The sequence below is a fragment of the Halomonas cibimaris genome (assembly GCF_055379665.1).
This window is the reverse complement of sequence record NZ_AP043828.1, coordinates 2046340-2072967: the sequence shown is the minus strand read 5'-3', so window position 1 is coordinate 2072967 and position 26628 is coordinate 2046340. Positions and strand designations below refer to the sequence as shown.

At 64.7% G+C, this 26628-nt stretch carries 27 protein-coding genes and 1 pseudogene; 13 read left to right on the top strand and 15 right to left on the bottom strand.

Features of this window, described 5'->3' with window-relative positions; all coding sequences use genetic code 11:
• Positions 1 to 69: 69 nt before the first annotated feature.
• Positions 70 to 645 (bottom strand): annotated as a pseudogene (zapE, locus tag ACZ415_RS09620) (cell division protein ZapE); the annotation flags it as partial.
• 175 nt (positions 646 to 820) lie between these two features.
• Between zapE and ACZ415_RS09615 the strand changes: the two are divergent.
• On the top strand, positions 821 to 1336 hold the full coding sequence (locus ACZ415_RS09615) for a ZapG family protein (RefSeq protein WP_344702024.1): 516 nt from the start codon (positions 821 to 823) through the stop codon (positions 1334 to 1336).
• Positions 1337 to 1402: 66 nt separating this feature from the next.
• Here the strand turns inward: ACZ415_RS09615 and ACZ415_RS09610 are convergent, their stop codons facing one another.
• Positions 1403 to 2164 (bottom strand): Nif3-like dinuclear metal center hexameric protein, encoded by a 762-nt coding sequence (locus ACZ415_RS09610; RefSeq protein WP_344702026.1) that lies wholly within the window; start codon positions 2162 to 2164, stop codon positions 1403 to 1405.
• A gap of 153 nt (positions 2165 to 2317) precedes the next feature.
• Between ACZ415_RS09610 and ACZ415_RS09605 the strand changes: the two genes are divergently transcribed.
• Positions 2318 to 3574 carry a Do family serine endopeptidase gene (locus ACZ415_RS09605; protein ID WP_344702028.1) on the top strand — a complete coding sequence of 419 codons (1257 nt, stop codon included), beginning with the start codon at positions 2318 to 2320 and terminating at the stop codon, positions 3572 to 3574.
• Between the two features lie 6 nt (positions 3575 to 3580).
• Here ACZ415_RS09605 and hisD read toward each other — a convergent pair whose 3' ends face one another.
• The 9 genes from hisD to ACZ415_RS09560 all read right to left on the bottom strand — a co-directional run bounded on the left by hisD (position 3581) and on the right by ACZ415_RS09560 (position 10416).
• Complete coding sequence (gene hisD / locus ACZ415_RS09600; RefSeq protein WP_344702030.1) at positions 3581 to 4900, bottom strand: histidinol dehydrogenase; 1320 nt, start codon at positions 4898 to 4900, stop codon at positions 3581 to 3583.
• A gap of 51 nt (positions 4901 to 4951) precedes the next feature.
• Positions 4952 to 5608, bottom strand: coding sequence for an ATP phosphoribosyltransferase (hisG, locus tag ACZ415_RS09595; RefSeq protein WP_344702032.1), 657 nt, complete (start codon positions 5606 to 5608; stop codon positions 4952 to 4954).
• A 51-nt stretch (positions 5609 to 5659) separates the two neighbouring features.
• Positions 5660 to 6922 (bottom strand): UDP-N-acetylglucosamine 1-carboxyvinyltransferase, encoded by a 1263-nt coding sequence (gene murA / locus ACZ415_RS09590; protein ID WP_344702034.1) that lies wholly within the window; start codon positions 6920 to 6922, stop codon positions 5660 to 5662.
• A gap of 10 nt (positions 6923 to 6932) precedes the next feature.
• Positions 6933 to 7184, bottom strand: a complete 252-nt coding sequence (locus tag ACZ415_RS09585; protein WP_344702035.1) for a BolA family protein — start codon at positions 7182 to 7184, stop codon at positions 6933 to 6935.
• A gap of 91 nt (positions 7185 to 7275) precedes the next feature.
• Positions 7276 to 7602, bottom strand: coding sequence for an STAS domain-containing protein (locus ACZ415_RS09580; RefSeq protein WP_344702036.1), 327 nt, complete (start codon positions 7600 to 7602; stop codon positions 7276 to 7278).
• The gene (locus tag ACZ415_RS09575) at positions 7599 to 8243 is read right to left on the bottom strand and encodes an MlaC/ttg2D family ABC transporter substrate-binding protein (RefSeq protein ID WP_344702037.1); all 645 of its coding nucleotides are present in this window, start codon (positions 8241 to 8243) and stop codon (positions 7599 to 7601) included. Before ACZ415_RS09575 ends, ACZ415_RS09580 begins: the two co-directional genes overlap by 4 nt.
• A 36-nt stretch (positions 8244 to 8279) precedes the next feature.
• Positions 8280 to 8744 (bottom strand): outer membrane lipid asymmetry maintenance protein MlaD, encoded by a 465-nt coding sequence (gene mlaD / locus ACZ415_RS09570; protein ID WP_344702038.1) that lies wholly within the window; start codon positions 8742 to 8744, stop codon positions 8280 to 8282.
• A gap of 16 nt (positions 8745 to 8760) precedes the next feature.
• Positions 8761 to 9585: a lipid asymmetry maintenance ABC transporter permease subunit MlaE gene (mlaE, locus tag ACZ415_RS09565; protein ID WP_344702040.1), complete on the bottom strand. Its 825-nt coding sequence runs from the start codon at positions 9583 to 9585 to the stop codon at positions 8761 to 8763.
• Positions 9586 to 10416: an ABC transporter ATP-binding protein gene (locus ACZ415_RS09560; RefSeq protein ID WP_344702042.1), complete on the bottom strand. Its 831-nt coding sequence runs from the start codon at positions 10414 to 10416 to the stop codon at positions 9586 to 9588.
• 311 nt (positions 10417 to 10727) lie between these two features.
• On the opposite strand from ACZ415_RS09560, the gene ACZ415_RS09555 reads away from it, so the two are divergent.
• The 10 genes from ACZ415_RS09555 (at position 10728) to ACZ415_RS09510 (ending at position 17945) form a co-directional block, all read left to right on the top strand.
• Entirely contained in the window at positions 10728 to 11714 is a 987-nt protein-coding gene (locus tag ACZ415_RS09555) for a KpsF/GutQ family sugar-phosphate isomerase (RefSeq protein ID WP_344702044.1), read from the top strand.
• Between the two features lie 118 nt (positions 11715 to 11832).
• A complete protein-coding gene (locus tag ACZ415_RS09550; RefSeq protein WP_344702046.1) occupies positions 11833 to 12381 on the top strand; it encodes a KdsC family phosphatase in 549 nt (182 codons plus the stop codon).
• Entirely contained in the window at positions 12378 to 12977 is a 600-nt protein-coding gene (lptC, locus tag ACZ415_RS09545; protein WP_344702048.1) for an LPS export ABC transporter periplasmic protein LptC, read from the top strand. Before ACZ415_RS09550 ends, lptC begins: the two co-directional genes overlap by 4 nt.
• Positions 12974 to 13492: a lipopolysaccharide transport periplasmic protein LptA gene (gene lptA, locus ACZ415_RS09540; protein ID WP_344702050.1), complete on the top strand. Its 519-nt coding sequence runs from the start codon at positions 12974 to 12976 to the stop codon at positions 13490 to 13492. The genes lptC and lptA overlap by 4 nt, the downstream gene beginning before the upstream one ends.
• A 51-nt stretch (positions 13493 to 13543) precedes the next feature.
• A complete protein-coding gene (lptB, locus tag ACZ415_RS09535; RefSeq protein WP_344702052.1) occupies positions 13544 to 14311 on the top strand; it encodes an LPS export ABC transporter ATP-binding protein in 768 nt (255 codons plus the stop codon).
• A 69-nt stretch (positions 14312 to 14380) separates the two neighbouring features.
• On the top strand, positions 14381 to 15796 hold the full coding sequence (locus ACZ415_RS09530; protein ID WP_344702054.1) for an RNA polymerase factor sigma-54: 1416 nt from the start codon (positions 14381 to 14383) through the stop codon (positions 15794 to 15796).
• Between the two features lie 83 nt (positions 15797 to 15879).
• Positions 15880 to 16188, top strand: coding sequence for a ribosome hibernation-promoting factor, HPF/YfiA family (gene hpf / locus ACZ415_RS09525; RefSeq protein ID WP_344702056.1), 309 nt, complete (start codon positions 15880 to 15882; stop codon positions 16186 to 16188).
• A 6-nt stretch (positions 16189 to 16194) separates the two neighbouring features.
• The gene (ptsN, locus tag ACZ415_RS09520; protein ID WP_344702058.1) at positions 16195 to 16665 is read left to right on the top strand and encodes a PTS IIA-like nitrogen regulatory protein PtsN; all 471 of its coding nucleotides are present in this window, start codon (positions 16195 to 16197) and stop codon (positions 16663 to 16665) included.
• A 71-nt stretch (positions 16666 to 16736) separates the two neighbouring features.
• Positions 16737 to 17666, top strand: a complete 930-nt coding sequence (gene rapZ, locus ACZ415_RS09515) for an RNase adapter RapZ (protein ID WP_344702060.1) — start codon at positions 16737 to 16739, stop codon at positions 17664 to 17666.
• 9 nt (positions 17667 to 17675) lie between these two features.
• Entirely contained in the window at positions 17676 to 17945 is a 270-nt protein-coding gene (locus tag ACZ415_RS09510; protein WP_344702062.1) for an HPr family phosphocarrier protein, read from the top strand.
• On the opposite strand, the gene pmbA is transcribed toward ACZ415_RS09510, so the two are convergent.
• Positions 17942 to 19294, bottom strand: a complete 1353-nt coding sequence (pmbA, locus tag ACZ415_RS09505) for a metalloprotease PmbA (protein WP_344702064.1) — start codon at positions 19292 to 19294, stop codon at positions 17942 to 17944. The two genes, ACZ415_RS09510 and pmbA, sit on opposite strands and share 4 nt — an antisense overlap.
• Before the next feature lie 41 nt (positions 19295 to 19335).
• On the opposite strand from pmbA, the gene yjgA reads away from it, so the two are divergent.
• Positions 19336 to 19866 carry a ribosome biogenesis factor YjgA gene (gene yjgA, locus ACZ415_RS09500; RefSeq protein ID WP_344702066.1) on the top strand — a complete coding sequence of 177 codons (531 nt, stop codon included), beginning with the start codon at positions 19336 to 19338 and terminating at the stop codon, positions 19864 to 19866.
• Here the strand turns inward: yjgA and tldD are convergent.
• From tldD to rng, 3 genes are read right to left on the bottom strand one after another with little or no spacing between them, the layout of a single operon-like run.
• Positions 19857 to 21296: a metalloprotease TldD gene (tldD, locus tag ACZ415_RS09495; protein ID WP_344702068.1), complete on the bottom strand. Its 1440-nt coding sequence runs from the start codon at positions 21294 to 21296 to the stop codon at positions 19857 to 19859. The two genes, yjgA and tldD, sit on opposite strands and share 10 nt — an antisense overlap.
• Positions 21293 to 25156, bottom strand: a complete 3864-nt coding sequence (locus ACZ415_RS09490) for a YhdP family phospholipid transporter (RefSeq protein ID WP_344702070.1) — start codon at positions 25154 to 25156, stop codon at positions 21293 to 21295. Before ACZ415_RS09490 ends, tldD begins: the two co-directional genes overlap by 4 nt.
• A gap of 3 nt (positions 25157 to 25159) precedes the next feature.
• Positions 25160 to 26623 (bottom strand): ribonuclease G, encoded by a 1464-nt coding sequence (rng, locus tag ACZ415_RS09485; protein ID WP_344702072.1) that lies wholly within the window; start codon positions 26621 to 26623, stop codon positions 25160 to 25162.
• Between the last annotated feature and the right edge of the window lie 5 nt (positions 26624 to 26628).

Genomic DNA, 26628 nt, shown 5'->3' with positions numbered 1-26628 from the left:
CATCTGCACCTGACTGTCTCTGTGAGTGATCATACACTCAAAATCAGGTGGCCAGATTCACTATGCCACTACAAGCACAACGCCGCGCGCAAACAGCGCCTCAAGCAGGTTCGCCAGAATCATGGCATCACCGATGTCCTCGACAAAAAACTCGTCAAAGCAGATAACCCGCGCCTGTTTCGCCAGGTCCGTTGCGATCAGCGATAGCGGATTCTTCTCGCCTTTATAGCGGCCAAGCTCGGCGTGAACGTACTGCATGAACCGATGAAAGTGCGTGCGCTTTTTATCGGCAAAGGGCAGCGCGGCGAAAAACGTGTTCATCAGCCAGGTCTTGCCGCGCCCGACCCCGCCCCAGAGATAGACCCCGGTAACGGATGCGTCGCCGGCCGTCATGTTTTCCAGTTTGTTATCGCGGCCTATCAGCCGGCGCAAAAAGCCGCCCCGCGCCGTTACCGGCAGCGCCGGGGGCGGTGCAAGCAGCTCATCGTAAAGCCGCTGCAGCTCCATGACAGCCGCCTTTTGGGCCGCGTCGTAAACCAGCTCGCCGCTGGCGATGTCCGCTTGATAGCGCGCCGCCGGAGATAGCGGCGAAGCCTTGGCGTCAGCGTCCTGAACGCCAGGGCGCTGGACGGTGCGTGTTTCCATGTTAGCTCTCCTGTATGGCCCAACAGCGATTATATGCCCCCGGCAGGCAGCACGCAGCCGGCTGCGCGGCACGATCCAATTGACCGCAGCAGCCGACACGCGCCTATAATAGCGCCAGGAAAACACCGCCCGCACGGCACGGCGGGTTTCAATCCGGCAATCAGGGAGCAACAGCGTGGAAGAAGCAAGCCTTCAGTTAACGTTTGCCTTTATTGGCCTTTTCATCGGCGTGATCATCGGCGCTTTCGGCTATCGCTTGCTGAGCAGAAGCCAGCGCCAGCTCTCCAGCATAAAACTCGATCTGCTGGAAAAAGAGCGACAGATTGCCGAACGCAAAGCCGATATGCAAAGCCATCTGGGCAGCACGCACCGCCAGGTAAAGGAAGCGCGCCGCCTGCTCACCCAGCTTGAACAGCGCCTTGGCCATCAAGCCGTGGAGTGGGGGCTGGACGATGCCCCTCGCACGCCCTACGACGCTGACCTGCTGCACGTAGCCAGTCACGAACCGCTGGCGGACGACACAGCATACGCGGCAACACCGGCCGGTCCCGCCGGCGCCGGCGAGCCGCCCCGTGACTACGCCGCAGACGGCCAGGGCGGTACGCTCTCAGAAGGTTTCGGCCTCAAGGACAACGCCGCAGCCGAACGCGACCCGCAGCACTTCGCCCAACGCCCAAGCACTAAGCACTAAGCGCTTAAACACTTAAACACTTAAACACTTAAACACTTAAGCACTAAGCACCAAAAAGGCCCGCCGTCAGGCGGGGTTATCAATATCCACAAAGCGGTGAGTAATGCCGTACGCTGTTGCCAGCCATTCTCCCAGCGCCTGCACGCCGTAACGCTCGGTGGCATGGTGGCCGGCGGCCAGATAGTGAATGCCCAGCTCACGGGCAAGATGCGTTGTACGCTCGGAAATCTCGCCGGAAACAAATGCCTGGGCACCGCCTTCGTGCGCTGCGCTGATCATGTCCTGAGCGCCGCCGGTACACCAGGCAATGCGCTCAATCTCGCCGACGCCCGGCGCTTCTACCACCGTCGGCTCGCGGTTCAGCGTGGTAGCCACGCCGGCGGCGAGCGCTGCCAGGCTCTGGGGCTTTGGCGTACGCCCCAGCCATAAAAGCCCCTCGCCAAGCTCACCGTCCAAACAGCGCTCCACCTGCCAGCCCATCAGCCGGCCGAGCTCGGCGTTGTTGCCAAGGGTTGCATGGGCATCCAGCGGCAGATGATAGGCCAACAGATTGATATCGTGCGCCAGCAGCGTTTTGAGTCGGCGCTGCTTCATACCGGTCAGCGCCACCGGCTCGTTTTTCCAGAAATAGCCGTGGTGTACCAGCACCAGATCCGCCTGCCAGTCCACCGCCTCGTCAAGCAGGGCCTGGCAGGCAGTCACGCCGCTGAGCACTCGCGCCACCCGGGCTCGCCCTTCTACCTGCAGGCCGTTGACCGTAAAGTCCTTGAACCGCTGCGCCCCCAGGCGCTGTTCGCACGCCGCCACCAGCGTGTCTCGATCCAGCATGCCGCCTCCCTGAAAGTTGTTTATGACCGTTAAGATAACGAAGGCAACAATGTTACCATGCGCTATTCTAGAATCGACCTGGCGCGGGCGAACCCGACCTGCCAGGCAGCGCCTGCCTTTGCAGATACGTCCCGACCGCCAAGGAACGTCTCCATGCCGCGCTTCCTACTGCCTTATCTCTGGCCGGTAATCGCCGGCGTGCTGCTTGCGGCCCTGCTATTACAGGCGTTTCCCCAGCGCCTACCCAACCCGTTTGCCGAACCAACGGCGGCACCGTCCGCCCCGCGCCAGCCCACGCCGTCTTCCAACGCTGACGCTCCCGAACGCAGCGCGCCGCAGATTACAACAAGCGCACCGCTTTCCCGGGGCCAGGGGCCGGTCAGCTACGCTGACGCTGTCCGCCAGGCAGCGCCGGCGGTAATCAACGTTTACTCGTCACGCATTGTCGAGCGTGACCAGCACCCGCTAATGTCAGACCCGTTTTTCCAGCAGTTTTTCGACAATGACGACACCACCAGCCAGCAACGCATGCTCTCCAGCCTGGGCTCCGGCGTTATCGTCAGCCAAGACGGCTACGTGCTGACCAACCACCACGTTATCCAGGGGGCCGATCAGATTCAGGTTGCCCTGCGTGACGGCCGCGAAGCGCTGGCAACGGTTATCGGCACCGACCCCGAAAGCGATCTGGCCGTGCTGCGCATTCCGCTGGATGCTTTGCCCAGTATCAAACTGACGGACTCGGCCAGCGTAGCCGTCGGCGACGTCGCCCTTGCTATCGGCAACCCGTTCGGCGTCGGGCAGACCGTGACCATGGGCATTATCAGCGCAACCGGCCGCAGCCATTTAGGGCTGAGTGCCTATGAAGATTTTATTCAGACCGACGCGGCCATCAACCCCGGCAACTCCGGCGGCGCGCTGATCAATCCGGACGGCGCCTTGGTGGGCATCAACACAGCGATATTTTCACGCTCCGGCGGGTCTCAGGGCATTGGCTTTGCCATTCCGGCCAACCTGGCCCACGGCATCATGGACGAGCTGGTAACTAAAGGGCGGGTGATTCGCGGCTGGCTGGGCATCGAAGCCCAGGCGCTGTCCCGGGAGCTGGCGGCTTCTTTCGGGCTGCGCACCCCCCAGGGAATGATCATCGCCGGCGTAGTACCCGACGGCCCGGCGGAGCGCGCCGGGCTACAGCCGGGTGACGTGCTGCTGGCGCTGAACGGCGAGCCGATACTCGATGCCCGCAGCACCATGAGCGACATCGCCGAGCTGACACCCGGCGCCGACGTGGAACTCACCATCGTGCGCAGCGGCGAGACCCAGCGCGTAACGCTGACCGTGGGCGAGCGCCCGGTACCCGCCCGCTCTCGGGCGCGCAGCGAGCCGCTGCAGCAGCCGACGCCCCCGCGCTAGCCGGCCCTAGCGCTTCAGACGATACTCGGCCGAACGGGCATGGGCGGTCAGCGACTCGCCCCGGGCCAGGATTGACGCCACCTCACCCAGCGCAGCCGCGCCTTCCGGCGAGCATTGAATCAGCGAGGAGCGCTTCTGGAAGTCGTACACGCCCAGCGGCGAAGAGAACCGAGCGGTGCCGGAGGTTGGCAGTACGTGGTTGGGGCCGGCGCAGTAGTCCCCCAGCGCCTCGGCGGTATAGCGGCCCATGAAGATCGCCCCGGCGTGGCGCACGTCGGGCAGCCAGCGTTGCGGATCGGCCACGGAAAGCTCCAGGTGTTCCGGCGCGATGCGATTGATGATGGCAACGGCTTCCTGTTCGTTCTCGCAGTGGATGAGCGCGCCCCGAGCGCTGAGCGATGCGCGGATAATATCCCGGCGCTCCAGCGTAGGCAGCAATCGCTCGATGGACGCTTCCACGGCGTCAAGCACCGCTTCATCCCAGCTGACCAGGATGGCCTGAGCGTCCTCGTCGTGCTCTGCCTGGGAAAAAAGATCCATCGCCAGCCAGTCAGGGTCGGTGCCGCCGTCGGCCACCACCAGAATTTCCGATGGGCCGGCGATCATGTCGATGCCCACTTGGCCGAATACCGCGCGCTTGGCCGTGGCCACATAGATATTGCCGGGCCCGACGATTTTATCCACCCGGGGCACGGTCTCGGTGCCGTACGCCAGTGCTGCTACCGCCTGAGCGCCGCCCAGGGTAAAAACATGGTCCACCCCGGCCAGGTGCGCCGCCGCCAGCACCAGCTCGTTCAACACGCCGTCCGGCGTCGGCACCACCATGACGATCTCACTGACGCCGGCAACGTGGGCGGGGATGGCGTTCATCAGCACCGATGAGGGATACGCCGCCTTGCCTCCGGGCACATAAATCCCCGCCCGATCCAGCGGCGCAACCTGCTGGCCCAGCACCGTGCCGTCGGCTTCGGTGTACTGCCAGGATGCCGGCTTTTGGTGCTCGTGATAGCGGCGGATGCGCTCGGCGGCCGCGGCCAGCGCCTCGCGCTGCTCGTCGGGAAGCCCGTTGAACGCCTGCTCAAGACGCGCAGGCGTCAGTGTCAGCTCCTGCATCGACGTTGCCGACAGACGATCAAAGCGGTTGGTCGCCTCGATCACGGCGGCGTCGCCGCGGGCTTTGACGCTTGATAAGATGTCATCGACCCGCGCCTGGACGGCATGATCCGACACGCCCTCCCAGTCCAGCAGCGCGTTCAGCCGCTGATCGAAATCGGCCGTTTGAGTAGCAAGCCGGGCAATGCCCGCTGTGCCAGCCGTCGCGTTCATAGGTCACCTCGCCTTGTTAATCCGGGTAAATCGCCGTGCAGGCAGCCGCGCCTAGGCGCCGGCTTCGTTCACCGCTCGCTTGTCAACGGCGGCTTCCAGCGCCGCGATGAGCGGCTTGACTCGGTCATGCTTCATAGTCATCGATGCCTTGTTCACCACCAGGCGAGTGCTGATATGTTCAATCAGCTCACGCGGCTCCATGCCGTTGGCGCGCAGGGTGTTGCCGGTGTCAACGATATCGACGATTTCATCGGCCAGGTTCATGATCGGTGCCAGCTCCATGGCACCATAAAGCTTGATGACCTCGGCCTGAATGCCTTGGCTTGCATAGTAGCGCCGGGCCACGTTGACAAACTTGGTCGCCACCCGGCGCCGGGCGCGGCCGGAGCACTCCCCTTGGCTGCCGGCCGTCATCAGTCGGCAGCGGGCAATACCAAGATCAAGCGGCTCGTACAGGCTGTCGGTGCCGTGTTCCAGCAGCACGTCTTTGCCGGCAATGCCCATATCGGCCGCGCCCAGCTGCACGTAGGTAGGCACGTCGGTGGCGCGGATGACCACCAGTTTGACGTGCGCCAGGTTGGTATCAAACAGCAGTTTGCGGCTTTTGCCCAGATCTTCCGCCGGCGTAATCCCCGCATCGGCCAGCAGCGGCAGGGTTTCCTCCAGTATGCGCCCCTTGGAAAGCGCCAAAATCAGTTGCTTGCTCATGGTTATCGCCAATGGTTATCGCATGGTAAGCAGGCCGGTTGATCCGCGGCGCTATCCCGGAATACGGCGGATACACGCGCCCAGCTGCTGCAGTTTCTCTTCGATGCACTCATAGCCGCGATCAATATGATAAATACGATCGACCTGAGTTTCGCCTTCGGCCATCATCGCGGCAATAACCAGCGACGCCGAGGCGCGCAGATCCGTGGCCATCACCGGTGCGCCGGACAGGGTTTCAACGCCGGTAATCAGCGCGGTATTGCCTTCAAGGGCAATATCGGCCCCCATGCGATTGAGCTCTTGGACGTGCATAAAGCGATTCTCGAAGATGGTTTCCACCACCCGGGCGCTGCCTTTTGCCACCGCGTTCAGCGCCACGAACTGCGCTTGCATATCGGTAGGAAACGCCGGATACGGCGCGGTGCGAATATTCACCGCGCGCGGGCGCTTGCCGTGCATATCCAGGCGTATCCAGTCATCGCCGCAGACAATCTCGGCCCCGGCCTCTTCGAGCTTGGCCAGTACCGCCTCAAGCATATCCGCCCGGGTGCGCGTCACTTTCACCCGCCCGCCGGTCATCGCCGCGGCAACCAGAAAAGTGCCGGTTTCAATGCGGTCGGGCATCACGTCGTGCTCGCAGCCGTGCAGCCGCTTTACGCCCTCGATTACAATGGTATCGGTGCCGTGCCCGCGAATGTCGGCGCCCATTTTGATCAGGCACTCGGCCAGATCAATGATCTCCGGTTCGCGCGCGGCGTTTTCCAGCACCGTGGTGCCGTCGGCAAGCGTGGCTGCCATCAGCAGATTTTCGGTGCCGGTTACCGTCACGGTATCGAAAAAGATCGTCGCGCCGTGCAGCCGCCCGTCTACCTTGGCACGAATATAGCCGCCTTCCACGCGGATGTCGGCCCCCATGCTTTCCAGGCCGCGCAGGTGCAGGTCAACCGGTCGCGAGCCGATGGCGCAGCCGCCGGGCAGCGACACGTCGGCATGGCCAAAGTGCGCCAGCAGCGGCCCCAGCACCAGAATAGAGGCGCGCATCTTTTTTACCAGCTCGTAGGGCGCGTGGCAGTCGGTAACCTGGGAGCCGTCCAGCTGAATGCTGAGCCGCTCGCCCATGACCGGCTCGACGCCCATCCGCCCCAGCAGCTCCAGGGTGGTGGTGATGTCCTGAAGGTGGGGCAAATTACCGATGGTCACCGGGCCATCGGCCAGCAGGCTGGCACATAGAATGGGCAGCGCGGCGTTTTTTGCCCCGCTGGCCCAGACCTGACCGTCAACAGGCCCGCCGCCGGTAATGATCAATTTATCCATGCGCTCGGCACTACCCCACGTTTTCCGGCGCGCTTTGCCACTGCGCCGGCGTGTAGGTTTTGATACTGATGGCATGCAGCGCGCCCGAGGCGATTTCGTCCTTGAGCGCGCCGTATACCAGCTTCTGGCGCTTGACCGGCGACAGGCCGTCAAAGACCTCGCCTACGGCGATCACCTGAAAGTCGCAGCCTTCCCCCTGAACATGAAAATCACAGTTTTCGAGACGCGACGCGAGCAGCGCTTTTACCTCAGTGGGTTGCATGGGCAGAACACTCCTGTAAAACCGTCAAAAAAAGAAAGCAGCGGCCATGATAAAGAAAAGCCGGCGGTTTGGCGATTGGCGCTGCGACAGGCTAGGCCGCCGGCCGGTCGAACAGGGTATCCAGCTCGGCCAGCTGTGTCAGCCGCCGAAGCGGTTCAGAGAGCCGGATCTGATCGACGCTGACGTCACAGCCCCGACAGGTGCGCAGCCACTGCAAAAGCACGCTGATGGCGGCACTGCTGGCCCGCTCGACGCCGCGAAAATCCAGCGTCAGCGAAGCCGCTTCGCCGCGCGTTAGCCACTGTTCGCCGGCTGTGGCCAGATCGGCGGCAACGCCGGTGCCCAGGTTGCCGCTGACCTCAAGTCCGTCGGCTGTGGCCGTCAGCACCACGCCGTGGCGGGAAAAAAGCGTTGTCAACTGCCGCTCCCTTCTTCCAGCTCATCCACGCCAACGCCTGGCGACCAGTCACGAATCGCGGCGTCGTAGTCGCGGTTGTTCTCCCGCATGGCCTGATCGAACTGGTTGCGAAACGTCAGCCCCAGGTTGATGCCGTTGACGATGACGTTGACCACGCGCCACTCGTCGTCGTCAAGGCGCAGGCTATAGCTGACCGGATAGATATCGCCGCTATTCGCCACGATTTCCATCTCGACGCTGGCCCGATCCTCGTAGCGCTGCGGGCGCTGATCGTTGACCACGCGCAGCTCGTCGTAGTCAAACGTCACAAGCCCCCGGGTATAGGTGTCGATCAGCGTCTGGCGAAACACATCCACGAAACGGCGGCGCTGCTCAGGGGTTGCGTTGCGAAAATAGCTGCCCATCACGCTGGCGCCGATGTAGCGAAAATCCGCCACTTCATCGAGGCTTTCATCCACCAGCTGCTTGAGCTCGTCGATGTTGTTGGCGTAGTAGTCTTCCCGGGCGTTCAGCTCTGACATAAAGTCGGTAACGTTATCCCGAATCAGCGCTTCAGGGGTTTGCTGCTGGGCATAAAGCGGCGCGCCGAGCGCAAGAGAGACGGCCAGCACGCCGCCGCTTAGCCAATGTGTGAGCTTCATACGCTTCCTCGCTAAATCAATGAGTGCCGCTTAACCTTAGTCTTTGACCATACTCGATACGAACTGCTGGATCAGCTCTTCAAGCACCAGCGCCGACTGGGTATCGCGGATGGTGTCGCCGTCTGCCAACATCTCCGGATCACCGCCCACGCTAAGCCCTACGTACTGCTCGCCGAGCAGGCCCGCGGTCAGAATCGCCGCTGTGGTATCGCGGGAAAGTTCGCCTTCAAGCTCGCCGTCCAGGCGCATTTTCACCCGGGCGTCAAACCACTGCGTATCCAGGTCAATGGACTCCACTCGGCCCACCGTCACCCCGGCCATGGTGACGCGGGCGCGCGGCTTGAGACTGCCGATATCGGAAAAGTTGGCGTCAAGCCGGAAGGTTTCCGACGGGGCCGAAAGCGTCAGACCGCTGACGCGCAGGCCCAGAAAAACCAGCCCCAAAATCCCCGCAAGGATAAAAAGCCCTACCCCGAACTCAACGGTTTTACTGCGTTGCATGCATCTGCTCCCGCGTTTAAAGGCCGCCAAACATGACGGCGGTCAGCACAAAATCCAGCCCCAGAACCGCAAGCGAGGAATACACCACGGTGCGCGTGGTCGCCCGGGAAATCCCTTCGGACGTCGGGATGAGGTCATAGCCCTGAAACACCGCAATCCAGGTGACCACCAGGGCAAACACCAGGCTTTTGATCATGCCGTTGCCCACGTCGGCGAAAAACGTCACGCTTGCCTGCATGTTGCTCCAGAAAGAGCCCTCGGACACGCCCAGCCACTGCACGCCCACCAGATAGCCGCCCCAGATGCCCACCACGCTAAAGCCAATGGTCAAAAGCGGCAGCGAGACAAAGCCGGCCCAAAGGCGCGGCGCCACCACGCGGCGCAGCGGATCCACGCCGATCATCTCCATACTGGTCAGCTGCTCGGTGGCTTTCATCAGGCCGATTTCCGCGGTCAGCGCCGAGCCGGCACGGCCGGCAAACAAAAGCGCCGCCACCACCGGCGCCAGCTCGCGTAAAAGCGACAGCGATACCATCTGCCCCAGCGCCTGCTCGGCGCCGAAATCAATCAGGATGGTATAGCCCTGAAGAGCAAGCACCATGCCGATAAAAAGCCCTGACACCAGCACAATCGCCAGCGACAGCACACCGACAAAGTGCATCTGACGCAGCCACAGACGAACTCCCTCGCCCGAGGGAATGCCCACTACCGAGCCGGCGACGAAAAGACTCGCCCGCCCCAACGCCTCGACGGCGTTGCACCCCCGGCGCCCCAGACGCGTTAGCGGCGCTGCCAGCCGTGAGAAGGTGCGCGCGCACCCTTGCCAAAAACCTGCCGCCATCTAGTTTGCTCCCTGAATAGACCCCGCCGCATCGGCGCCGAGAATGTCGCGATAAAAGGGCGGCGCCGGGTAGTGAAACGGCACGGGGCCGTCAGGCTCACCGTGCATGAACTGGCTGACACGGGCATCGTCGTGGGTATCAAGGGTCGCCGGCGTGCCGTGGGCAACAATCCCGCCGTCAGCGATTAGATACAGATAGTCGGCAATGCTGATGGTTTCTCGAATGTCGTGGGAAACCACAATGGAAGTCAGCGACAGCGCCTCGCCCAGCCGCTTAGTCAGCTGCACCAGCACGCCCTTGGCAATGGGGTCCTGGCCGACAAACGGCTCGTCATAGAGCACCAGCTCCGGGTCCAGCGCCACGGCTCTGGCCAGCGCCACGCGCCGTGCCATGCCGCCGGAAAGCTCGGCCGGCGTCAGCGCGCGAGCGCCGCGCAGCCCCACCGCCTGCAGCTTGAGCAGCACAATATCGCGGATCATGGCATCGGGCAGGTCGGTGTGTACCCGCAGCGGAAACGCCACGTTCTCAAACACGTCCAGATCGGAAAACAGCGCGCCGCTTTGAAACAGCATGCCCATGCGCCGGCGCAGCGCAAACAGCGCCTTGCGCGACAGCCGGTGCACGTCCTCGCCGTCGATCAGCACGCGTCCCCGATCCGGGGTCAGCTGGCCGCCGATCAGCTTGAGCAGCGTGGTTTTCCCCGTGCCGCTGGGGCCCATGATGCCCGTCACCCTGCCCCGCGGAATAGACAGGTTGACGCCGCGAAAAATGGCCCTTCCCCCGCGGGAAAAGTGCAGGTTTTCCACTTCAATAAAGGCCGAATCCGTCATGGCACTCTCGTCTGATTCACAAAACGTCGGGCCAGACTGTGCCCGACGAGACATTGCGCCGGCGACGGCGCACATCGCCCGCAGCGGTTATCGAACAGCGTACTTTAACGCGATACTCCGGCGGAATCCATGCGCCGGCGGATAAACTGCTCGGCTATTTGGCCGGCAATGATACGATACCTTGCCCTCGCCGGGCAGCCGCGATGCGCGCAAGCGCTTCGCCATCGTATCATCCGGCCCTGAACCCAACGTCACAGCGACGTTATCGTGTCATGTCACAAAAGAGCCACCCCCTCACAGAAGAGCCACACATGTCTCATGCAACCGACGCTTTTGTCTCCCCGCGTGACAGCGCGCTGCGTACTCTGACCGTAGAACAGGCCGCCATTGGCGGTCTCAAGGCCAAACTGGACGCCCACTTCGACCGCGCCTGCGAGCTGATTCTGGCCTGCCAGGGGCGCGTGGTCGTCACCGGCATGGGCAAATCCGGCCACATCGGCGGCAAGCTGGCCGCCACGCTTGCCAGCACCGGCACCCCGGCCTTTTTCGTCCACCCCGGCGAGGCCAGCCACGGCGATCTGGGCATGATCACCCCGACCGATCTGGTGCTGGCGCTGTCCAACTCCGGCGAAACCGCCGAGGTCACCGCCCTGCTGCCGCTGCTCAAGCGCCTGGGCGTGCCGCTGGTGAGCATGACCGGCCGGGCGGACTCCACGCTTGCCCATCACGCCGACGCCCACCTCGACAGCGGCGTTGCGCGCGAAGCCTGCCCGCTGGATCTGGCCCCCACCAGCTCCACCACGGCAGCGCTGGCGCTGGGCGATGCGCTGGCGGTCGCACTCCTTGAAGCGCGCGGCTTTACCGCTGAGCAGTTTGCGCTGTCCCACCCCGGCGGTAGCCTGGGCAAGCGGCTTTTGCTGCGCGTGGCCGACATCATGCACAGCGGCGAGCGCCTGCCCCGGGTACCGCTTGGCAGCCCGCTGCGCGACGCCCTGCTGGAAATCACCCGCCAGGGGCTGGGCTTTACCTGCGTGGTCAACGCTGACGGCACCCTGGCCGGCGTGTATACCGACGGCGACCTGCGGCGTACGCTGGATCGGCATCAGGACGTACTTCGCCTGACGGTCGATGAAGTCATGACGCGCCCGGGCCGGCGCATCGCCCCGGACGTGCTTGCCGCCGAGGCGGTGCGTATCATGGAAGACGGCAAGATCACCGCACTTGCCGTGGTAGATGAGCATCAGCGTCCGATCGGTGCCTTGCACATGCACGACCTGCTGGCCAGCGGTGTTATCTAGCGCCGGCGGTAACGCCTTTGATCGACTGTTTTGCGGGACCTGTTTTGCGGAACCTGTTTTTCAAAGCCTGTTTTTTCAAAGCCTGTTTTTTTGGAGCCTGTTTTTCGGAGCCTGCTGTATGCCTCACTCTTTTGTTGCGCCCAGCGCCACGCTTGCACGCACACGCCTTCTCGCCCTGGACGTTGACGGCGTGCTCAGCGACGGACGCCTTTACTTTCAGGCCGACGGCATGGAAACCAAGGCGTTTCATACCCAAGACGGCCACGGCCTCAAGCTATTAAAACGCGTGGGCATTTCTGTGGCACTGATCACCGGGCGAGACTCGGCAATGGTCACACAGCGTGCCAAAGCGCTGGGGATCGCCCATCTGTATCAGGGCTGCGACAACAAGCTCGAAGCGCTCACCGCCCTTTGTGCCAAGCTCGATATCGAGCTTGAGCAGGTCGCCTACTGCGGCGACGACCTGCCGGATCTGGCGGCCATCGAGGCCGCAGGCGTGGGCATCAGCGTGCCCAACGCCCCGGCCTATATGCAACAACACGCCGACTGGGTGACCCCGCGCGCAGGCGGCCACGGCGCGGTACGCGATATCTGCGACGCGCTGCTTGCCGCCCAGGGCCACTGGGACAGCATCATGGCCCGCTATCGGCACGCGCCGGCATCATGAGCAGCGCTTTCAACCGGCTTTTTCGGCTGCAAAAACGCCTGTGGCTGGCGCTTGTGATTGTTGCCCTTGGCGCGCTGCTGGCGTGGCTGGACCAGCGCGACACCCGTGACGCCGCGCCCGATCCCGGCGCCCGAGCGCAAGAGCCCGGCCACGTCATCGACAACGCCGAACTCAAGCGCTACGACGAAACCGGCCGGCTGACCCAGCGCCTTGCCTCGCCGCACATCATCCATACGCCTCAGCAAGCCATGACCCGGCTCAAGACCCCGCGCGCCACGCTGATCGACAGCCGGCAGCGCCAATGGCAGGCCACCGCCAACACAGGTACCCTTGACGAGCAGCAGCGGCTGATGCTGGAAGGCGATGCCCGGTTAACGGCGCCGAACGAAGGCTGGCAGCTCGATACCCAACGGCTTTACTACGATAGCGCTACGCGCCACGCCTGGAGCGACACCCCGGTGACGCTCCAGCAGCCCCCGCAGCGCATGCGCGCACAAAGGCTGGACGCCTGGCTGGACACGGGCAAAGTGCGCCTGACCGACCAGGTACGCGGCTATCATCCACCGACCACGGCATCGCCTGAGGACACCCCATGACCCGACGCCTGTCTGCTTTTCTCATCGCTGCCCTTGGCGCTGCAACGCTGGGCCTGGGCTTGGCCGGCGCCGTTTCCGCCCAGACACCGCCGGCCGCGCCGGTCAAGGTCGAAGCCGACCGTCTGGATCTCGACCAGCGCGCCGGCACGGCGGTGTATCGCGGCAACGTCAAGATACGCCAGGGCGAAATGCGCCTGCACGGCGCCCGGATTGAAATACAGCGCAACGACGCCGGCGAGCTCTCGCGCGCCACCTCGTTTGGTGAGCGCGCCTACCTGCGCCACCGCCCCAACCCCAACAAAGCGCCCATTGAAGGCCACGCCCGGCGCATTGTGTATCACGTAGCCGAACGCCGGGTTGAGCTGATCGACCAGGCCGAGCTGGATCAGGGCGGCGACCACTTTGAAGGCGGACGGCTGGAGTATTTCATCGACCAGGAAGTCGTACAGGCGCGCTCTGAGGTAGACGGCAGCGACGACCAGCGTATCCGCATGACGCTGCAGCCCGAACAATAACGCCCGCCGCCATCGGCCGGTACGCGACCATCAGCAAAAAGGGGCCACACCGTGTCTTTTGACGACATCACCGCCGAAACGCCTGCCACCGCGGATAAAACGCTACACGCGCGCCATCTGGCCAAAAGCTACAAGCGCCGCCAGGTGGTGAAAGACATCAGCCTGGATATCGCCCAGGGCAGCATCGTCGGGCTGCTGGGCCCCAACGGCGCGGGAAAGACCACATCGTTTTACATGATCGTCGGGCTGGTCAAGCCCGACGCCGGCCAAGTGAGCATCAACAGCCGCGATCTTTCCCAGGCGCCCATGCACGAGCGCGCCCGTGCCGGCATCGGCTATCTGCCCCAGGAAGCCTCGGTATTTCGCAAGCTCTCGGTGGCCGACAACATCATGGCCATTCTGGAAACCCGCCGCGACCTTGACCGCCACGCCCGCCAGGCACGTCTGGAAGCGCTGCTCGACGACTTCCACATCGGCCACATCCGCGACAACCTGGGCATGAGCCTGTCCGGCGGCGAACGGCGGCGGGTAGAAATCGCCCGTTCACTGGCCATCGAGCCGGCTTTTATCCTGCTGGACGAGCCCTTCGCCGGCGTCGACCCGATCTCGGTGGGCGAGATCAAAACCGTGATCCGAGCGTTGAAAGCACGCCACATCGGCGTGCTGATTACCGATCACAATGTGCGCGAAACGCTGGATATTTGCGACACCGCCTACATCGTCGGCGACGGCCGCATTATCGCCAACGGCTCGCCGCACAGCATCCTGGACAACCAGCAGGTGCGCGATGTGTATCTGGGCGAGGCGTTTCGCCTTTGACCCCGCCGCTTGCCGCCGGCCGGCCCGCGGACGTAGGCTAAACGGACCGCTGCGACGAGTGATTTTTCCATGGCCATGAAAGCGTCTCTTCAGCTTCGCGTTGGCACCCAGCTGACCATGACACCGCAGCTGCGCCAGGCCATCAGCCTGCTGCAGCTGCCAACGCTTGACCTTCGCCAGGAAATCCAGCAGGCCGTTGAAGCCAACCCCTTGCTCGAACAGGAAGACGAGTTCGAGGAGCAGCCCGTCGCCGAGCGCTCCGATGACGCCCTTGAAGACCGCTGGGCCGAACAGATCCCCGGCGAACTTACCGTGGACAGCGACTGGTCCGACACCTACCAGGATACCCCCCGCACTATCGAAGGCCCCGACTTTGAGCGCCAGGCCGCCGGCCAGACCCTGCAGGGCCACCTGCTCTGGCAGCTGGCCCTGCAGGATATGAAGCCCGACGAACGCCTGGCAGGCGAGGCGCTGATTGACGCGGTAGATGCCAACGGCTATCTGACCCAGCCGCTGCAAGCCATCGGCGAGGGCCTGCAGGGCCACCAGGGCCGGCCCATCAGCGCCGATTGCCTTGAGCGCACGCTCGCCCGTCTGCAGCAGTTCGACCCCACCGGCGTTTTTGCCCGGGATCTGGGCGAATGCCTGACCCTGCAGCTCGACGCCCTGCCCGCCGACACGCCGCTGCTGATGCCGGCCCGGCGGCTGGCGCGGCAGTTTCTCACCGCCCTCGGCCAGGGGGATACGCGCCTGCTCAAGCGCCGGCTGGGTCTTGACGATGCCGAGCTCGACGAGGTCATCAAGCGGATCAAAAGCCTCGACCCGCGCCCGGGCAGCGGCTTTGACAGCGCCGGCGACGGCCACGTACTCCCGGATCTGCTCGCCCGGCGCGGCGAAGACGGCTGGCAGCTCGAACTCAACCCCGATGCCCTGCCGCAGCTGCGCATTCAGCCCGACTACGCCGCGCTGATCCGCAAGGCCGACAGCAGCCGCGACAACTGCTTTCTCAAAGACCATCTGCAGCAGGCCCGCTGGCTGATCAAAAGCCTCGACAGCCGTAACGCCACCCTGCTGCGCGTCGGCCGTGAAATCATGTCGCGCCAGCTGGGCTTTCTCGAACACGGCGATGCCGCCATGAAGCCGCTGGTATTAACCGATATCGCCGAGGCGATCGGCATGCACGAATCCACGGTCTCCCGGGTGACGACGCAAAAATATCTGCACACCCCTCGCGGGGTCTTCGAGCTCAAGTACTTTTTTTCCAGCCAGCTGGCCGGGGACGACGAAAGCGCCCACTCAAGCACCGCCATCCGCGCGCGCATCAAGCAGCTGGTGGCACAGGAGCCGCCGGCCAAACCGCTTTCCGACACCCGCCTGGCAGCACGGCTCGACGAAGCCGGTGTTCGCGTTGCCCGGCGCACCGTGGCGAAATATCGTGAAGCGCTGGGCATTCCCTCTGCCAGCGAACGCCGCCGCCGAGGCTGATGGCGAATCTTTTGCCGGGGGCTTTGTTTGCCGGCAAAAAGGGGTACAATCAAAGCCCATTCCGACGGATAAGGAGTACGTCCATGCAGGTCAATATTACCGGTCATCATATCGAACTGACTGACGCCTTGCGTGACTACGTCAATGAAAAGCTCGCCCGGGTCGAGCGCCACTACGACAACATTACCACCGTACAAGTCACCTTATCTGTGGAAAAAGAACGCCAGCAGGCCGCCTGCACCATGCACGTTGCCGGTGCCGAGCTGCACGCCGAAGCCACCGACACCGACATGTACGCCGCCATCGACGCGCTGGCCGACAAGATTGATCGCCAGCTGGTCAAACACAAGGAAAAAGCACAGGCTCGCGCCCAGGGCGCCGGCGTGCGTTAACGCATAATGACGTTGGAAGCGATCCTACCCCCGGAGCGCGTGCTCTACGACGTGCCCGGGGGCAGCAAAAAAAGGGTGCTGGAATTTTTCAGCACCTTTATTGCGCAAAACATCCCCAGCCTGGACAGCCAGGAAGTCTTCAGCCGCCTGATCAACCGGGAAAAACTCGGTAGCACAGGCATCGGCAACGGCGTGGCCATTCCCCATGCCAGAAGTCCGCACTGCCAGTCGCCCATTGCCGGCTTTCTCAAGCTTTCCGAAGCTGTTGACTTCGATGCCATCGACGGCGACCCGGTCGACCTGGTGTTTGTGCTGCTGGTTCCCGAACAGGCCGACGATACGCACCTGGCGCTGCTCGGCGAGGTAGCCATGATCATGAACGACGGCCACACGCGAATGCAGCTGCGCCGCGCGCAAAGCCAGCGCGAACTGCTTTCGCTGATCACCGACAAGATTCGCCAGTCGCCCGGCGCATAGCCGCCCGCTTTCCCCACTGCCGAGCGTTTTGCCTCGCCTCGCCCAAGCGCTCGCCATCCACGAGAGACGCCATGCAACTGGTCATCATCAGCGGTCGTTCCGGCTCGGGCAAATCCATTGCCCTGCAGGCCCTGGAAGACCTGGGCTATTACGCCATTGACAACCTGCCGGCGATGCTGCTGGGTGCACTGGTCGACGAGCTGCACGTCCATGCCGGGCGCACCCATCTGGCCGTCAGCATTGACGCGCGCAACCTGCCCGGGGCCCTGGCGCAGCTGCCGAACCTGCTCGACGACCTGCGCGAACGAGGCATCGGCTTTCACGTGGTCTATCTCACCGCTGACGCCCGCATCCTGCTGGAGCGCTACTCCGCCACGCGCCGCCGCCATCCGCTCACTCGCAGCGCCGACATGACCCTGGAAGAAGCCATCGCCAAGGAAGAAGACACCCTCGGCGACGTGCGCGACCTGGCCGATCTGACCATTGATACCTCAAGGCTTTCGGTACACGATCTGCGCCGGCGAATCACCGACCAGGTGGCTCACCGCCGCCCCGGGCAGCTGACCCTGACCGTGGAATCCTTCGGCTACAAGCGCGGCGTGCCGCTGGACGCCGATTTGGTATTCGACGCGCGCTGCCTGCCCAACCCCTACTGGGACCCGGCCCTGCGCGGCCTGAACGGGCGCGACCCGGAAATCGAGGCGTTTTTGCGTGGCTATCCGATCGTGGACGCCATGGGCGAAGACATTTACGGCTGGCTTGCGCGCTGGCTGCCGGCATACCAGAACAGCCAGCGCAGCTACATCACCGTGGCCGTTGGCTGCACCGGCGGCCAGCACCGCTCGGTCTATCTGGTCGAGCAGCTGGGCCGGCGGCTGTTCGACGCCCGCCACGATATCCACGTGCGCCACCGCGAGCTATCGGTACAGTATACCCAGGTACAGTATACCCATTCGGCCTCGGCGGCCGACGACACCTCGCCGACCGAGACAACAACATAAGGACACCGCGTGCCCAGCAAGACCCTGACGCTGACCAACCGGCGCGGCCTTCACGCCCGCGCCGCAACCCGGCTTGTCACCTGCTGCCAGCGATTCACCGCCCAGGTTACGGTGCACAAGGGAGAACAGCAGGCCGACGCCGGCAACATCATGGCGCTGCTGATGCTGGCTGCCCCCTGCGGCACCGAACTGACCGTGCACGCCGAGGGCGAAGAGGCCGCCCAGGCCCTCGACGCCGTCGAAGCGCTGTTTGCCGCTCGCTTCGACGAAGACCGCTAAACGCTTGGCTGGTTGCCCGCCACGGTCATGGCGTCAATCAGCCAGCTTCCGGTGTGGATGCTGCCGCGGGTATCCAGGTCATTTCCCAGCCCCGTCAGATTGGCAAACATCTGCTCAAGGTTGCCGGCAACGGTAAACTCTTCGATGGGATACTGCACCCGGCCGTTTTCCACCCAAAAACCGCTGGCCCCGCGGGAATAGTCCCCGGTCACGCCGTTGACGCCCTGGCCCATCAGTTCGGTTACCCATACGCCGCGATCCATGCGCGCAAGCAGCGCCTCGACCGGCTCCAGAGGGGCCTCTATGCGCAGATTGCGTGCCCCGCCGGCGTTGCCGGTAGTGGCCATGCCCAGCCGCCGAGCGCTATAGGCCGAAAGCATATAGCTTGCCACCTTGCCCTGCTCGATAAAGCGGTTGCTGCGCGTTTGCACGCCGTCACCGTCAAAGGGCGAGCTGGCCGTGGCACCGCGCTCCATGGGGCGCTCTTCCAGGTTGAACCACGCCGGAAACAGCGGCTTGCCCAGGCTATCGCACAGAAACGACGCCTGGCGATACAGCGCCCCGCCGGCAAGAGCCCCCATCAGGTGCCCTACCAGCCCGCCGGCAAGCGACGGATCGAACAGTACCGGAAAAGTGCCGGTCGGCGGGCGGCGAGCCCCCAGCCGGCGCCGCGTTTTTCGGGCCGCCTCGCGGCCGACATCGGCCGGCGCACGCAGCGCTGCAGGATCCCGGGCCGTGGTGTAGTCCATGTCGCGCTGCATGCCGTTTTCGTCTTCGGCGATAAGGGTGCACGAAAGCCCGTGGCGGCTGCCTTTCTGAGTGCCGATAAAACCGTGACTGTTGGCATACACGCGCACGCCTTCACCGGTAGACAGCGTCGCCCCCTCAGACTGGGTGATGCCTTCAACGGCGCGGCCGGCGCGCTCGCACTCAAGCGCCAGCTCAATGGCCTGCTCGGTCGAAAGCGCCCAGGGATGGTGCACGTCGAGATCGGGGACATCCCGAGCCATGAGCGCCGCATCGGCAAGCCCGGACGCCGGATCTTCGCCGGTATAGCGAGCAATGGCCAACGCCTGTTCAACCGTTGCACGAATGGAGTCTTCGCCGGCATCGGTGGAGGAGGCGCTGCCCTTGCGCTGCCCTACGTAAACCGTCACGGCAATCCCCTGATCCCGGGACAGCTCCACGGTTTCCACTTCGCCCAGCCGTACGCTAACCTCGATCCCCTGGTCGACGCTGGCCCCTACTTCCGCCGCGTCGGCTCCCCGCTGCTTGGCCAGCGCCAGCGCCAGCTCCGCACGGGACGCCAGCACGCTCTGCTGCGCCCGGGCATCAAATGCCTGTGCCATAATGGCCTCCTGTTTATCTATCACCGTTAACGAGTGAGTTCATGTCCAAAAAACATGCCGACCCGGCCGTTGAGGCCCCTGACGAACGCCCCAGCAAATCCCAGCTCAAACGCGAAATGCACGAGCTCCAGCAGCTCGGCGAAACGCTGATCGCCATGAAGCCCGGCGAACGGGCGCGCTTTGCGCTGTCTGACGACATGGAGCGGGCCATTGCCGAAACCGCGCGCATTACCTCTCGCGAGGCGCGCCGGCGCCACATGCAATACGTCGGCAAGCTCATGCGCAAGGAAGACTTGCCCGCCATTCGCGGCGAGTTTGACGCCATCGAGCGGGAAAAAAGCCAGCGTGACCACGCCTTTCATCGCCTGGAAAAATGGCGCAACCGCCTGCTTGATGAAGGCGACAGCGCCGTGGAGGGCTTTGTGCAGGAATACCCCCACGCCGACCGCCAGGTGCTGCGCCAGCTGATACGCAACGCCCGGCGCGAGGCCGAGCAGCAAAAGCCGCCGACAAGCGCGCGCAAGCTGTTCAAGCATCTGCGCGAAAGCGCCGAGCTCAAGGCTCAGGACTGAGTCCCGCCCACGGTCAGCTCATCGAGCTTCAGAGTGGGCTGGCCTACCCCCACCGGGACACCTTGCCCTTCCTTGCCGCATACGCCGATGCCGCTGTCCAGCTCCATGTCGTGGCCGATCATGGACACCTGCCCCATGGCCTCGGGGCCGTTGCCGATCAGCGTGGCCCCTTTCACCGGCGCGGTGATCCTGCCGTCTTCGATGAGGTAGGCCTCGCTTGCGGAAAACACGAACTTGCCCGAGGTAATATCCACCTGGCCGCCGCCGAAACTCACCGCGTAGAGGCCGCGCTTGACGCTTTTCACAATGTCGCCGGGCTCGTCCTGGCCGGCCATCATCAGGGTATTGGTCATGCGCGGCATGGGCATGTGGGCGTAGGATTCACGCCGGGCGTTGCCGGTAGGCGCCATGCCCATCAGCCGGGCGTTGAGCTTGTCCTGCATATAACCGGTAAGAAGGCCGTCTTCGATCAGCGGCGTGCGCTGGCCCGGCGTGCCCTCGTCATCCACGCTGAGCGAGCCGCGGCCGTCCTTGATCGTGGCGTCGTCCACCACGGTGACGCCTTTGGCCGCCACGCGCTGGCCCATCTTGCCGGCGAATGCCGAGCTGCCACGGCGGTTGAAATCGCCCTCCAGGCCGTGGCCCACGGCTTCGTGGAGCAGAATGCCCGGCCAGCCCGCGCCCAGCACCACCGGCATTTGCCCGGCCGGCGCGTCCACCGCCTCCAGGTTGACCAGCGCCTGGCGCACGGCCTCTTTGGCGTAGCGCTCGGCAACGCCGGCATCGCGCAGCTCGGCCATGGAGTAGCGTCCGCCGCCGCCGGCGCTGCCGCGCTCACGCCGGCCGCTGTGCGCGGCAATCACGCTGACGTTAAACCGCACCAGCGGGCGAATATCCGCTGCCAGGGTGCCGTCGCTTGCGCGCACCAGCACCACTTCGTAGGTGCCCGAAAGCGACGCACTGACCTGGCTGACGCGCGGGTCCGCGGCGCGGGCTACGCGATCGGCCAGCGTGAGCATGGCCACCTTGTCATCCGCGCTCAGCCCGGCCAGCGGGTCAAGGCCCGGATAGCGCAGCGCCGCGCTGACGGGCCTGACGGCCTGCCCGGCCAGGCGCGCGCCGCTGCGTACAATGCTCGAAGCCGTCTTTCCGGTATCCACCAGAGCATCGGCGGTAATCTGGTTGGAATAGGCAAAGCCGGTTTTTTCTCCGGCCAGCGCGCGCACGCCCACGCCGCCGTCAATGTTATAGCTGGCCTCTTTGACCTGGCCGTCTTCCAGCACCCAGCCTTCCTGCCAGATGCGCTGAAAATACAAATCGGCGTAGTCGATACCCGGCCCCATGGCGTGGGCAAGTCCGGTATCCAGGCGGTCCAGATCCAGCCCGCCGGGGGTAAGTAACATCGAAGCTGCCTGATCAAGCTGCGTCATTGGGAACCTTCCAGTGTAATGTCCGGCGAAGCCCAGGGGCCGTCAAGCCGGTAATGAATCGTTGTGGCGCGCTCGATGGCATCGCCGAACAGCGTATGTGCGACAAAAAGCGCACCGCCCACCACCGGCGCACCGGCCGCCAGCGCGGCCAGGGGCAAGTTCTGGCTGATGGGCAGTGTGATCCCCAGCCGCTGGTCGAGTTCACGTCTTAGCAGATCCACGCTGCCGGTCAGCCGCATGGTGGTCGCCGGCGTCTTGATGCGCAAGGGGCCGCGCAGGCGCAGTATCCCGCCGGCCACGTCGGCTTTGCCATCAACGCGATCAAAGGCGGTACCGCGGCCGGTCACGTCGGTAAAATCCAGCCGCAGCCGGCGCAGGATGTTATCAAAGTTCAAAAGCCCCACCAGCCTTGCCGAAGGCGAATCCAGCGTAACGAAGCGGCCGCTGCGCATATCAGTGGAAATCTCCCCCCCGGCCCGGCTCAGGGCAAACTGCCAGGGCGCGCCGGGCCACTCAAGGGTCGCGGCCACCCGGGCACTGTCGCTGCGCATGGCCACCGGCTGCTCCAGCTGCGCCAGGGCCGTGCCCACGTCGCCGCCGTCAAGCGTCAGGTCTGCCCGGGTCTGGCTGGTATGATCGCTGCCCTGCCAGGTGAGTTCACCGCGCGCCGATATTTCTCCCAGCGTCAGCCCCACCGGCGCCAGGGTGAAGTGATGCCGGCCGGCCTGCCAGTAGGCCGTCAGCGGCCCGAAACGCTTGTTGCCGACGACGATATCCGCCACCCGCAGCCGCCCGTCGGGCAGATCGGTCAGCCACTCCGGCATCGCCGCCGGTGCCGGCACTCGCGTCTTGACCGCGTCCATCCAGCCGCCGGGGGCCGGCGCGGCGGCCTCGGATGGCGGGCTATCCGGCGCGGAAAGCCCCAGCAGCCGGTCAACCAGCAGCCGCTCCACGGTGATATCCACCGGTGCGGCATCGCGCGGGCGGTAGCGCAATCGCCCGACCAGCACATCGCCGGCAAGCGCCAGCGCCACGCCGCCGCCGTCCAGGCGCTGCCCTGTGGCGCTCACACCGCCCAGGCACTCGCCGTTGTACTGCACGCACGGCGTCGCCAGAGACAGCGTTACTGGCTTTCCGCTTAGCGCACGGTTGGCGCTTTCTGACCGGGTTCCGGCGGCAAGCCGCTTGGCGACGCTGTGCCATGCAAGCACTACGACCTTTTCCGCGGCCGCGTTGACGCGCCAGCCGCTGCGGCTTGGCCAGTCGGGCAGGCGCGCCGCTCGGGTGCCAAGGTTAACGTTGCCGGCAAGCCCGTCGTCGAGCGGCCGGGCGCGCAGCGTTGCCATACGGCCCAGCCGGCTTTCCAGGCGCCCGGCGTCGAGCGAGGCGTCCAGCGTCCACGGCAAAGACGCGTCGGCGGCCTTGGCAAACGGGGCGGGAAGGTGGATGCCCATACCGTCAAGACCGCTTTCCAGATGCAGCGACGGCGCCTCGTCAAGCGTAAGCGCGCCCTGCCAGCGCGCCGTGCCGGTCGCCAGTTTCGCTGCGGCCTGCGGCGTCATGCCCAGCGCCTCCAGCAGCCCGCCGGCGCTGGCCTGGCCGCTCAGGGCGACGTTGCCCGGCGTAAACGCAGCGCGGATATCGCCGCCCAGAAAGTCCGCCCGGGCCTCGCCCAGCAGATCGCCTTCGCGGCCGCGCTGCTGCCAGGTGACATCGCCTGTCAGCTCATCCAGGCCGATCCCCAAAGGCGCATAGGCCAGCCGCTCAAAGCGCGGCTTGACGTGCACGTCCAGGGCCAGCGACCGGGCATCGTCCAGATCAAGCTCCATGGCCAGCGCGCCGCGCGCGTCGCCCCGGGCGTGAATGTTCTCCAGCTGGCTGGCCGCTTCAAGCGGGGCGGCAAGAAAAAATGCGCTGAGCGCCTGCGCATCGGCGGTGAGATCCCCCTGAATGGCCAGCTCTTTGCTTGCCGTTTCAAACGCCACCTCGCCGTTGGTAGCGCGTATGCCGTGGCTCTGCGCCTGCGCCACCTGCGCTTCAAGGCGTCCCTGAGCGAGCTTCAGCGTACCTGCCACGTTCTCCAGCGCCGGCCATTCCGGGGCGGTGGGCAGCGCGGCCTGGCGAACGTCAAGCGCCAGGGTGGTATCTACGTCGTCGGCGACCGCGTCTTGGTCCAATGGCGCGGTAATCTGCAGCGTACCCCGGTCGACGTAGCCGCTGACGCCCTCGGCCAGCCACTGCGTAAGATCATCCTCCAGCACCCGGACCGGCAGCCAGTCGATCAGCGGCGTGTTGACGGCGTCCACATCTTCAAAGGCAAGATCCAGCCCCAGCTGCTGGCGCTCACCGCCGCTTGCCAAGCCGAACTCGCCCTGTACCCGGGCGCCGCGCCAAGTCACGTCCAGCCCGCGGCCGCTGATCTGCGTGCTGGGGCCGTCATGCACCCACTGCACCCGGCCTTCGGCGCGGTCAAGCGCCATGGGCCGGGCAAATACCTGGGGGAAGTACAGCGATGTCCCCTCATCGCCGGCAAACGTCACGCGCCCGCGCCTGTCCCGCGCTTCTACCCAGGCGTCCAGCGGCCCGCCGCCGGGGGCCTCGCCCCAGGGCGACACCACCACATCATGGAGCGCGGCACTCACCTGCCACTCGCCGTCCTGCTGGCCTACCTGCAGCCCGCTCACGGTGCCTTCGGGGGCGAGGGCGGCCAGCGGGCGCTTGAGCGATTCGGGCAGCACCACGTAATCGCCCCAGGCGGCCAGCGAATCCAGCTCAAAAGTGCTGGTGCGCAGCTGCCAGTCGCGCTGGTGGTGGGTCAGCTGCCAGTGCCGGGGCAGCGTCGGTGCCCGTTCGCCTGACGTCGCCACGCGTTCTGCCTTGGCCACATCGCCGCTGAGCCAGGCATTACCGCCGTCGCCGTCGCGGCGCCACTGGCCCCGGGCCTCAAGCCCTTTGAGCACGACCTGCTTGTCCGCCTGGGTGAGCTTGAGCTCGGGCAGGCCGAACTGCAGGCGGATATCTTCCAGCCGGCCGGCCTGCCAGCGCCCCCAGAGCCGAGAGTGGCCGCCGGAAAGCGCCAGCTTTGGCACATAGTCAGGGCGCACGACCTCGACCAGCGCCGAGAGCTGCTCCAGCTGCATGTCCAGCTGCAGGGCCGCGGAATAGTCCTTCAGCCCGTCGCGGCCCGGGCGCACGTCGGCCTTGAGGGTGGCAGCCGGCAAGTCCGGCGGCGTCTGCGGCATCAGCGAAGAGGCCACCGTGACGTCTCCGGCCAGGCGAATGCGCTTGTCGCTGCCGTCCAGCTGCAGCGCTGGCGCATGCACGGTGGCATTGCCGTCGTCGCCGTGCATCAATAGGCGGGTATCGGTGATTTGCAGGCGCTGATGCAGGATCAGCCGCGTCCAGGCATCGACGGCGTCAAGGTCTACGCGGGTATCCGGCGCCCAGTACAGCGGCAGCGTTGCCCGGGCCGGCCATCCCCAGCCCGCCCCTTCGCCGCGGTACAGGTGCAGGGAAAAGCCGTCAACGTGGGTCTGGCGAAATACCGGCGTCAGCGCCTGCAGCGAACGCCGCAGATCCAGCCGCAGGCGCAGCGTATCCAGGGAAAACAGCGCCGCATCGGGCAGCGCGGCGTCCACGTCGCGCAGCTCCAGGCGCAGGCCGTCGCGTTCGATGTCCAGCGACAGCGAGGCAATGCTCACCGGTGCGCCAAGGCTTTCCTGCAGCACAGCCTCCAGGCGCGGCGTCAGCGCATCCACCTGGCCGGCCAGCAGGCGCAGCGCCAACAGCAGCACGGCCAGCGTGCCCAGACACCAGGCCAGCGCCAGCAGGCCCGCTTTTCGCAGCGCAAGCAGGGACATGGGCTACATCAGTACGATGTCGTACTGCTCTTGTGAATAGTGCTGTTCGACTTGAAAGCGAATGGTTTTACAGATGAAGGCTTCCAGATCGGCCACCGAGGTGGACTCTTCGTCCAGCAGCCGGTCCACCACCGGCTGGGCGGCCAGCACCATGTAGGTTTCGGCGTTGTACGCCCGCTCTTCGCGCAGAATTTCGCGAAAAATCTCATAGCACACCGTTTCCGGCGTTTTCAGCATGCCCCGGCCCTGGCAGGTGGGGCAGGCCTCGCACAGCGTCTGGGCCAGGCTTTCCCGGGTGCGTTTGCGCGTCAGCTGCACAAGACCCAGCTCGGTGACGCCGGTACTTTTGGTCTTGGCATGGTCGCGCTCCAGGTTTTTTTCCAGCAGGCGCAGCACCTGGCGCTGATGCTCGACATCTTCCATATCGATAAAGTCGATAATGATAATGCCGCCCAGGTTGCGCAGCCTGAGCTGGCGGGCAATCGAGTTGGCCGCTTCCAGATTGGTCTTGAAAATGGTTTCTTCGAGGTTGCGATGGCCGACAAAACCGCCGGTATTGACATCCACAGTGGTCATCGCCTCGGTAGGGTCGATGATCAGATAGCCGCCGGATTTCAGCTGCACCCGGCGGCTGAGCGCTTTTTGGACCTCGTCTTCGACGCTGTACAGATCAAACAGCGGGCGCTCGCCGGGATAGTACTCGATGCGCTCGGCCACGGCGGGCATGAACTCCCGGGCAAACTCCTTGAGGCGGGCAAAGTTTTCCCGGGAATCAATGCGCACCTTTTCGATATCGTCACGCATGACATCGCGCAGGGTGCGGATAAAAAGCGGCAGATCGTCATAGATCACCGAGGGCGGCGCGGCGGTGATCTTGCGCTCGCCCACTCGCTGCCACAGACGCAGCAGAAAGTGGATATCGCTTGCCAGCTCCTCTTCGCCGACGCCTTCGGCGGCCGTGCGCACGATAAAGCCGCCGGTGGCCTCCAGCGGCTGGCCGGCCACGGTAGTTTCCAGCAGCCCGCGCAGCCGCTCACGCTCGCGCTCGTCTTCAATGCGCTGGGAGACGCCGCCGTGCGGCGAGTCCGGCATATAGACCAGATAGCGTGAAGGAATCGACAGATGGGTGGTCAGCCGTGCGCCCTTGGTACCGATGGGGTCTTTGGTGACCTGCACCACCAGCGCCTGGCCTTCGTGGAGCAGCTGGCCGATGGTCAGCTGCTCGTCGGCCGGCGTGCCGGCCGGCATGACCTCGTGGGCGTGGATGAAAGCCGCCCGCTCCAGGCCAATATCGATAAACGCCGCCTGCATGCCCGGCAGCACGCGCACCACCCGGCCTTTATAAATGTTGCCGACAATGCCCCGGCGGCAGGAGCGCTCGATCAGCGCCTCCTGGAGCACGCCGTTTTCCACCAGCGCCACGCGGGTTTCCATCGGCGTTAAATTAATGAGAACTTCAGCACTCATGCAGC

What these genes read in the sequence shown, in the direction of transcription:
- mlaE (WP_344702040.1), bottom strand. Translation starts at nt 9,585, where the DNA reads ATGGCGGCAGGTTTTTGGCAAGGGTGCGCGCGCACCTTCTCACGGCTG.
- ACZ415_RS09490 (WP_344702070.1), bottom strand. Translation starts at nt 25,156, where the DNA reads ATGTCCCTGCTTGCGCTGCGAAAAGCGGGCCTGCTGGCGCTGGCCTGG.
- hpf (WP_344702056.1), top strand. Translation starts at nt 15,880, where the DNA reads ATGCAGGTCAATATTACCGGTCATCATATCGAACTGACTGACGCCTTG.
- ACZ415_RS09555 (WP_344702044.1), top strand. Translation starts at nt 10,728, where the DNA reads ATGTCTCATGCAACCGACGCTTTTGTCTCCCCGCGTGACAGCGCGCTG.
- pmbA (WP_344702064.1), bottom strand. Translation starts at nt 19,294, where the DNA reads ATGGCACAGGCATTTGATGCCCGGGCGCAGCAGAGCGTGCTGGCGTCC.
- hisG (WP_344702032.1), bottom strand. Translation starts at nt 5,608, where the DNA reads ATGAGCAAGCAACTGATTTTGGCGCTTTCCAAGGGGCGCATACTGGAG.
- rapZ (WP_344702060.1), top strand. Translation starts at nt 16,737, where the DNA reads ATGCAACTGGTCATCATCAGCGGTCGTTCCGGCTCGGGCAAATCCATT.
- ACZ415_RS09605 (WP_344702028.1), top strand. Translation starts at nt 2,318, where the DNA reads ATGCCGCGCTTCCTACTGCCTTATCTCTGGCCGGTAATCGCCGGCGTG.
- ACZ415_RS09560 (WP_344702042.1), bottom strand. Translation starts at nt 10,416, where the DNA reads ATGACGGATTCGGCCTTTATTGAAGTGGAAAACCTGCACTTTTCCCGC.
- lptC (WP_344702048.1), top strand. Translation starts at nt 12,378, where the DNA reads ATGAGCAGCGCTTTCAACCGGCTTTTTCGGCTGCAAAAACGCCTGTGG.
- ACZ415_RS09585 (WP_344702035.1), bottom strand. Translation starts at nt 7,184, where the DNA reads ATGCAACCCACTGAGGTAAAAGCGCTGCTCGCGTCGCGTCTCGAAAAC.
- yjgA (WP_344702066.1), top strand. Translation starts at nt 19,336, where the DNA reads ATGTCCAAAAAACATGCCGACCCGGCCGTTGAGGCCCCTGACGAACGC.
- hisD (WP_344702030.1), bottom strand. Translation starts at nt 4,900, where the DNA reads ATGAACGCGACGGCTGGCACAGCGGGCATTGCCCGGCTTGCTACTCAA.
- mlaD (WP_344702038.1), bottom strand. Translation starts at nt 8,744, where the DNA reads ATGCAACGCAGTAAAACCGTTGAGTTCGGGGTAGGGCTTTTTATCCTT.
- rng (WP_344702072.1), bottom strand. Translation starts at nt 26,623, where the DNA reads ATGAGTGCTGAAGTTCTCATTAATTTAACGCCGATGGAAACCCGCGTG.
- lptA (WP_344702050.1), top strand. Translation starts at nt 12,974, where the DNA reads ATGACCCGACGCCTGTCTGCTTTTCTCATCGCTGCCCTTGGCGCTGCA.
- tldD (WP_344702068.1), bottom strand. Translation starts at nt 21,296, where the DNA reads ATGACGCAGCTTGATCAGGCAGCTTCGATGTTACTTACCCCCGGCGGG.
- murA (WP_344702034.1), bottom strand. Translation starts at nt 6,922, where the DNA reads ATGGATAAATTGATCATTACCGGCGGCGGGCCTGTTGACGGTCAGGTC.
- ACZ415_RS09530 (WP_344702054.1), top strand. Translation starts at nt 14,381, where the DNA reads ATGGCCATGAAAGCGTCTCTTCAGCTTCGCGTTGGCACCCAGCTGACC.
- ACZ415_RS09610 (WP_344702026.1), bottom strand. Translation starts at nt 2,164, where the DNA reads ATGCTGGATCGAGACACGCTGGTGGCGGCGTGCGAACAGCGCCTGGGG.
- ptsN (WP_344702058.1), top strand. Translation starts at nt 16,195, where the DNA reads ATGACGTTGGAAGCGATCCTACCCCCGGAGCGCGTGCTCTACGACGTG.
- ACZ415_RS09575 (WP_344702037.1), bottom strand. Translation starts at nt 8,243, where the DNA reads ATGAAGCTCACACATTGGCTAAGCGGCGGCGTGCTGGCCGTCTCTCTT.
- ACZ415_RS09550 (WP_344702046.1), top strand. Translation starts at nt 11,833, where the DNA reads ATGCCTCACTCTTTTGTTGCGCCCAGCGCCACGCTTGCACGCACACGC.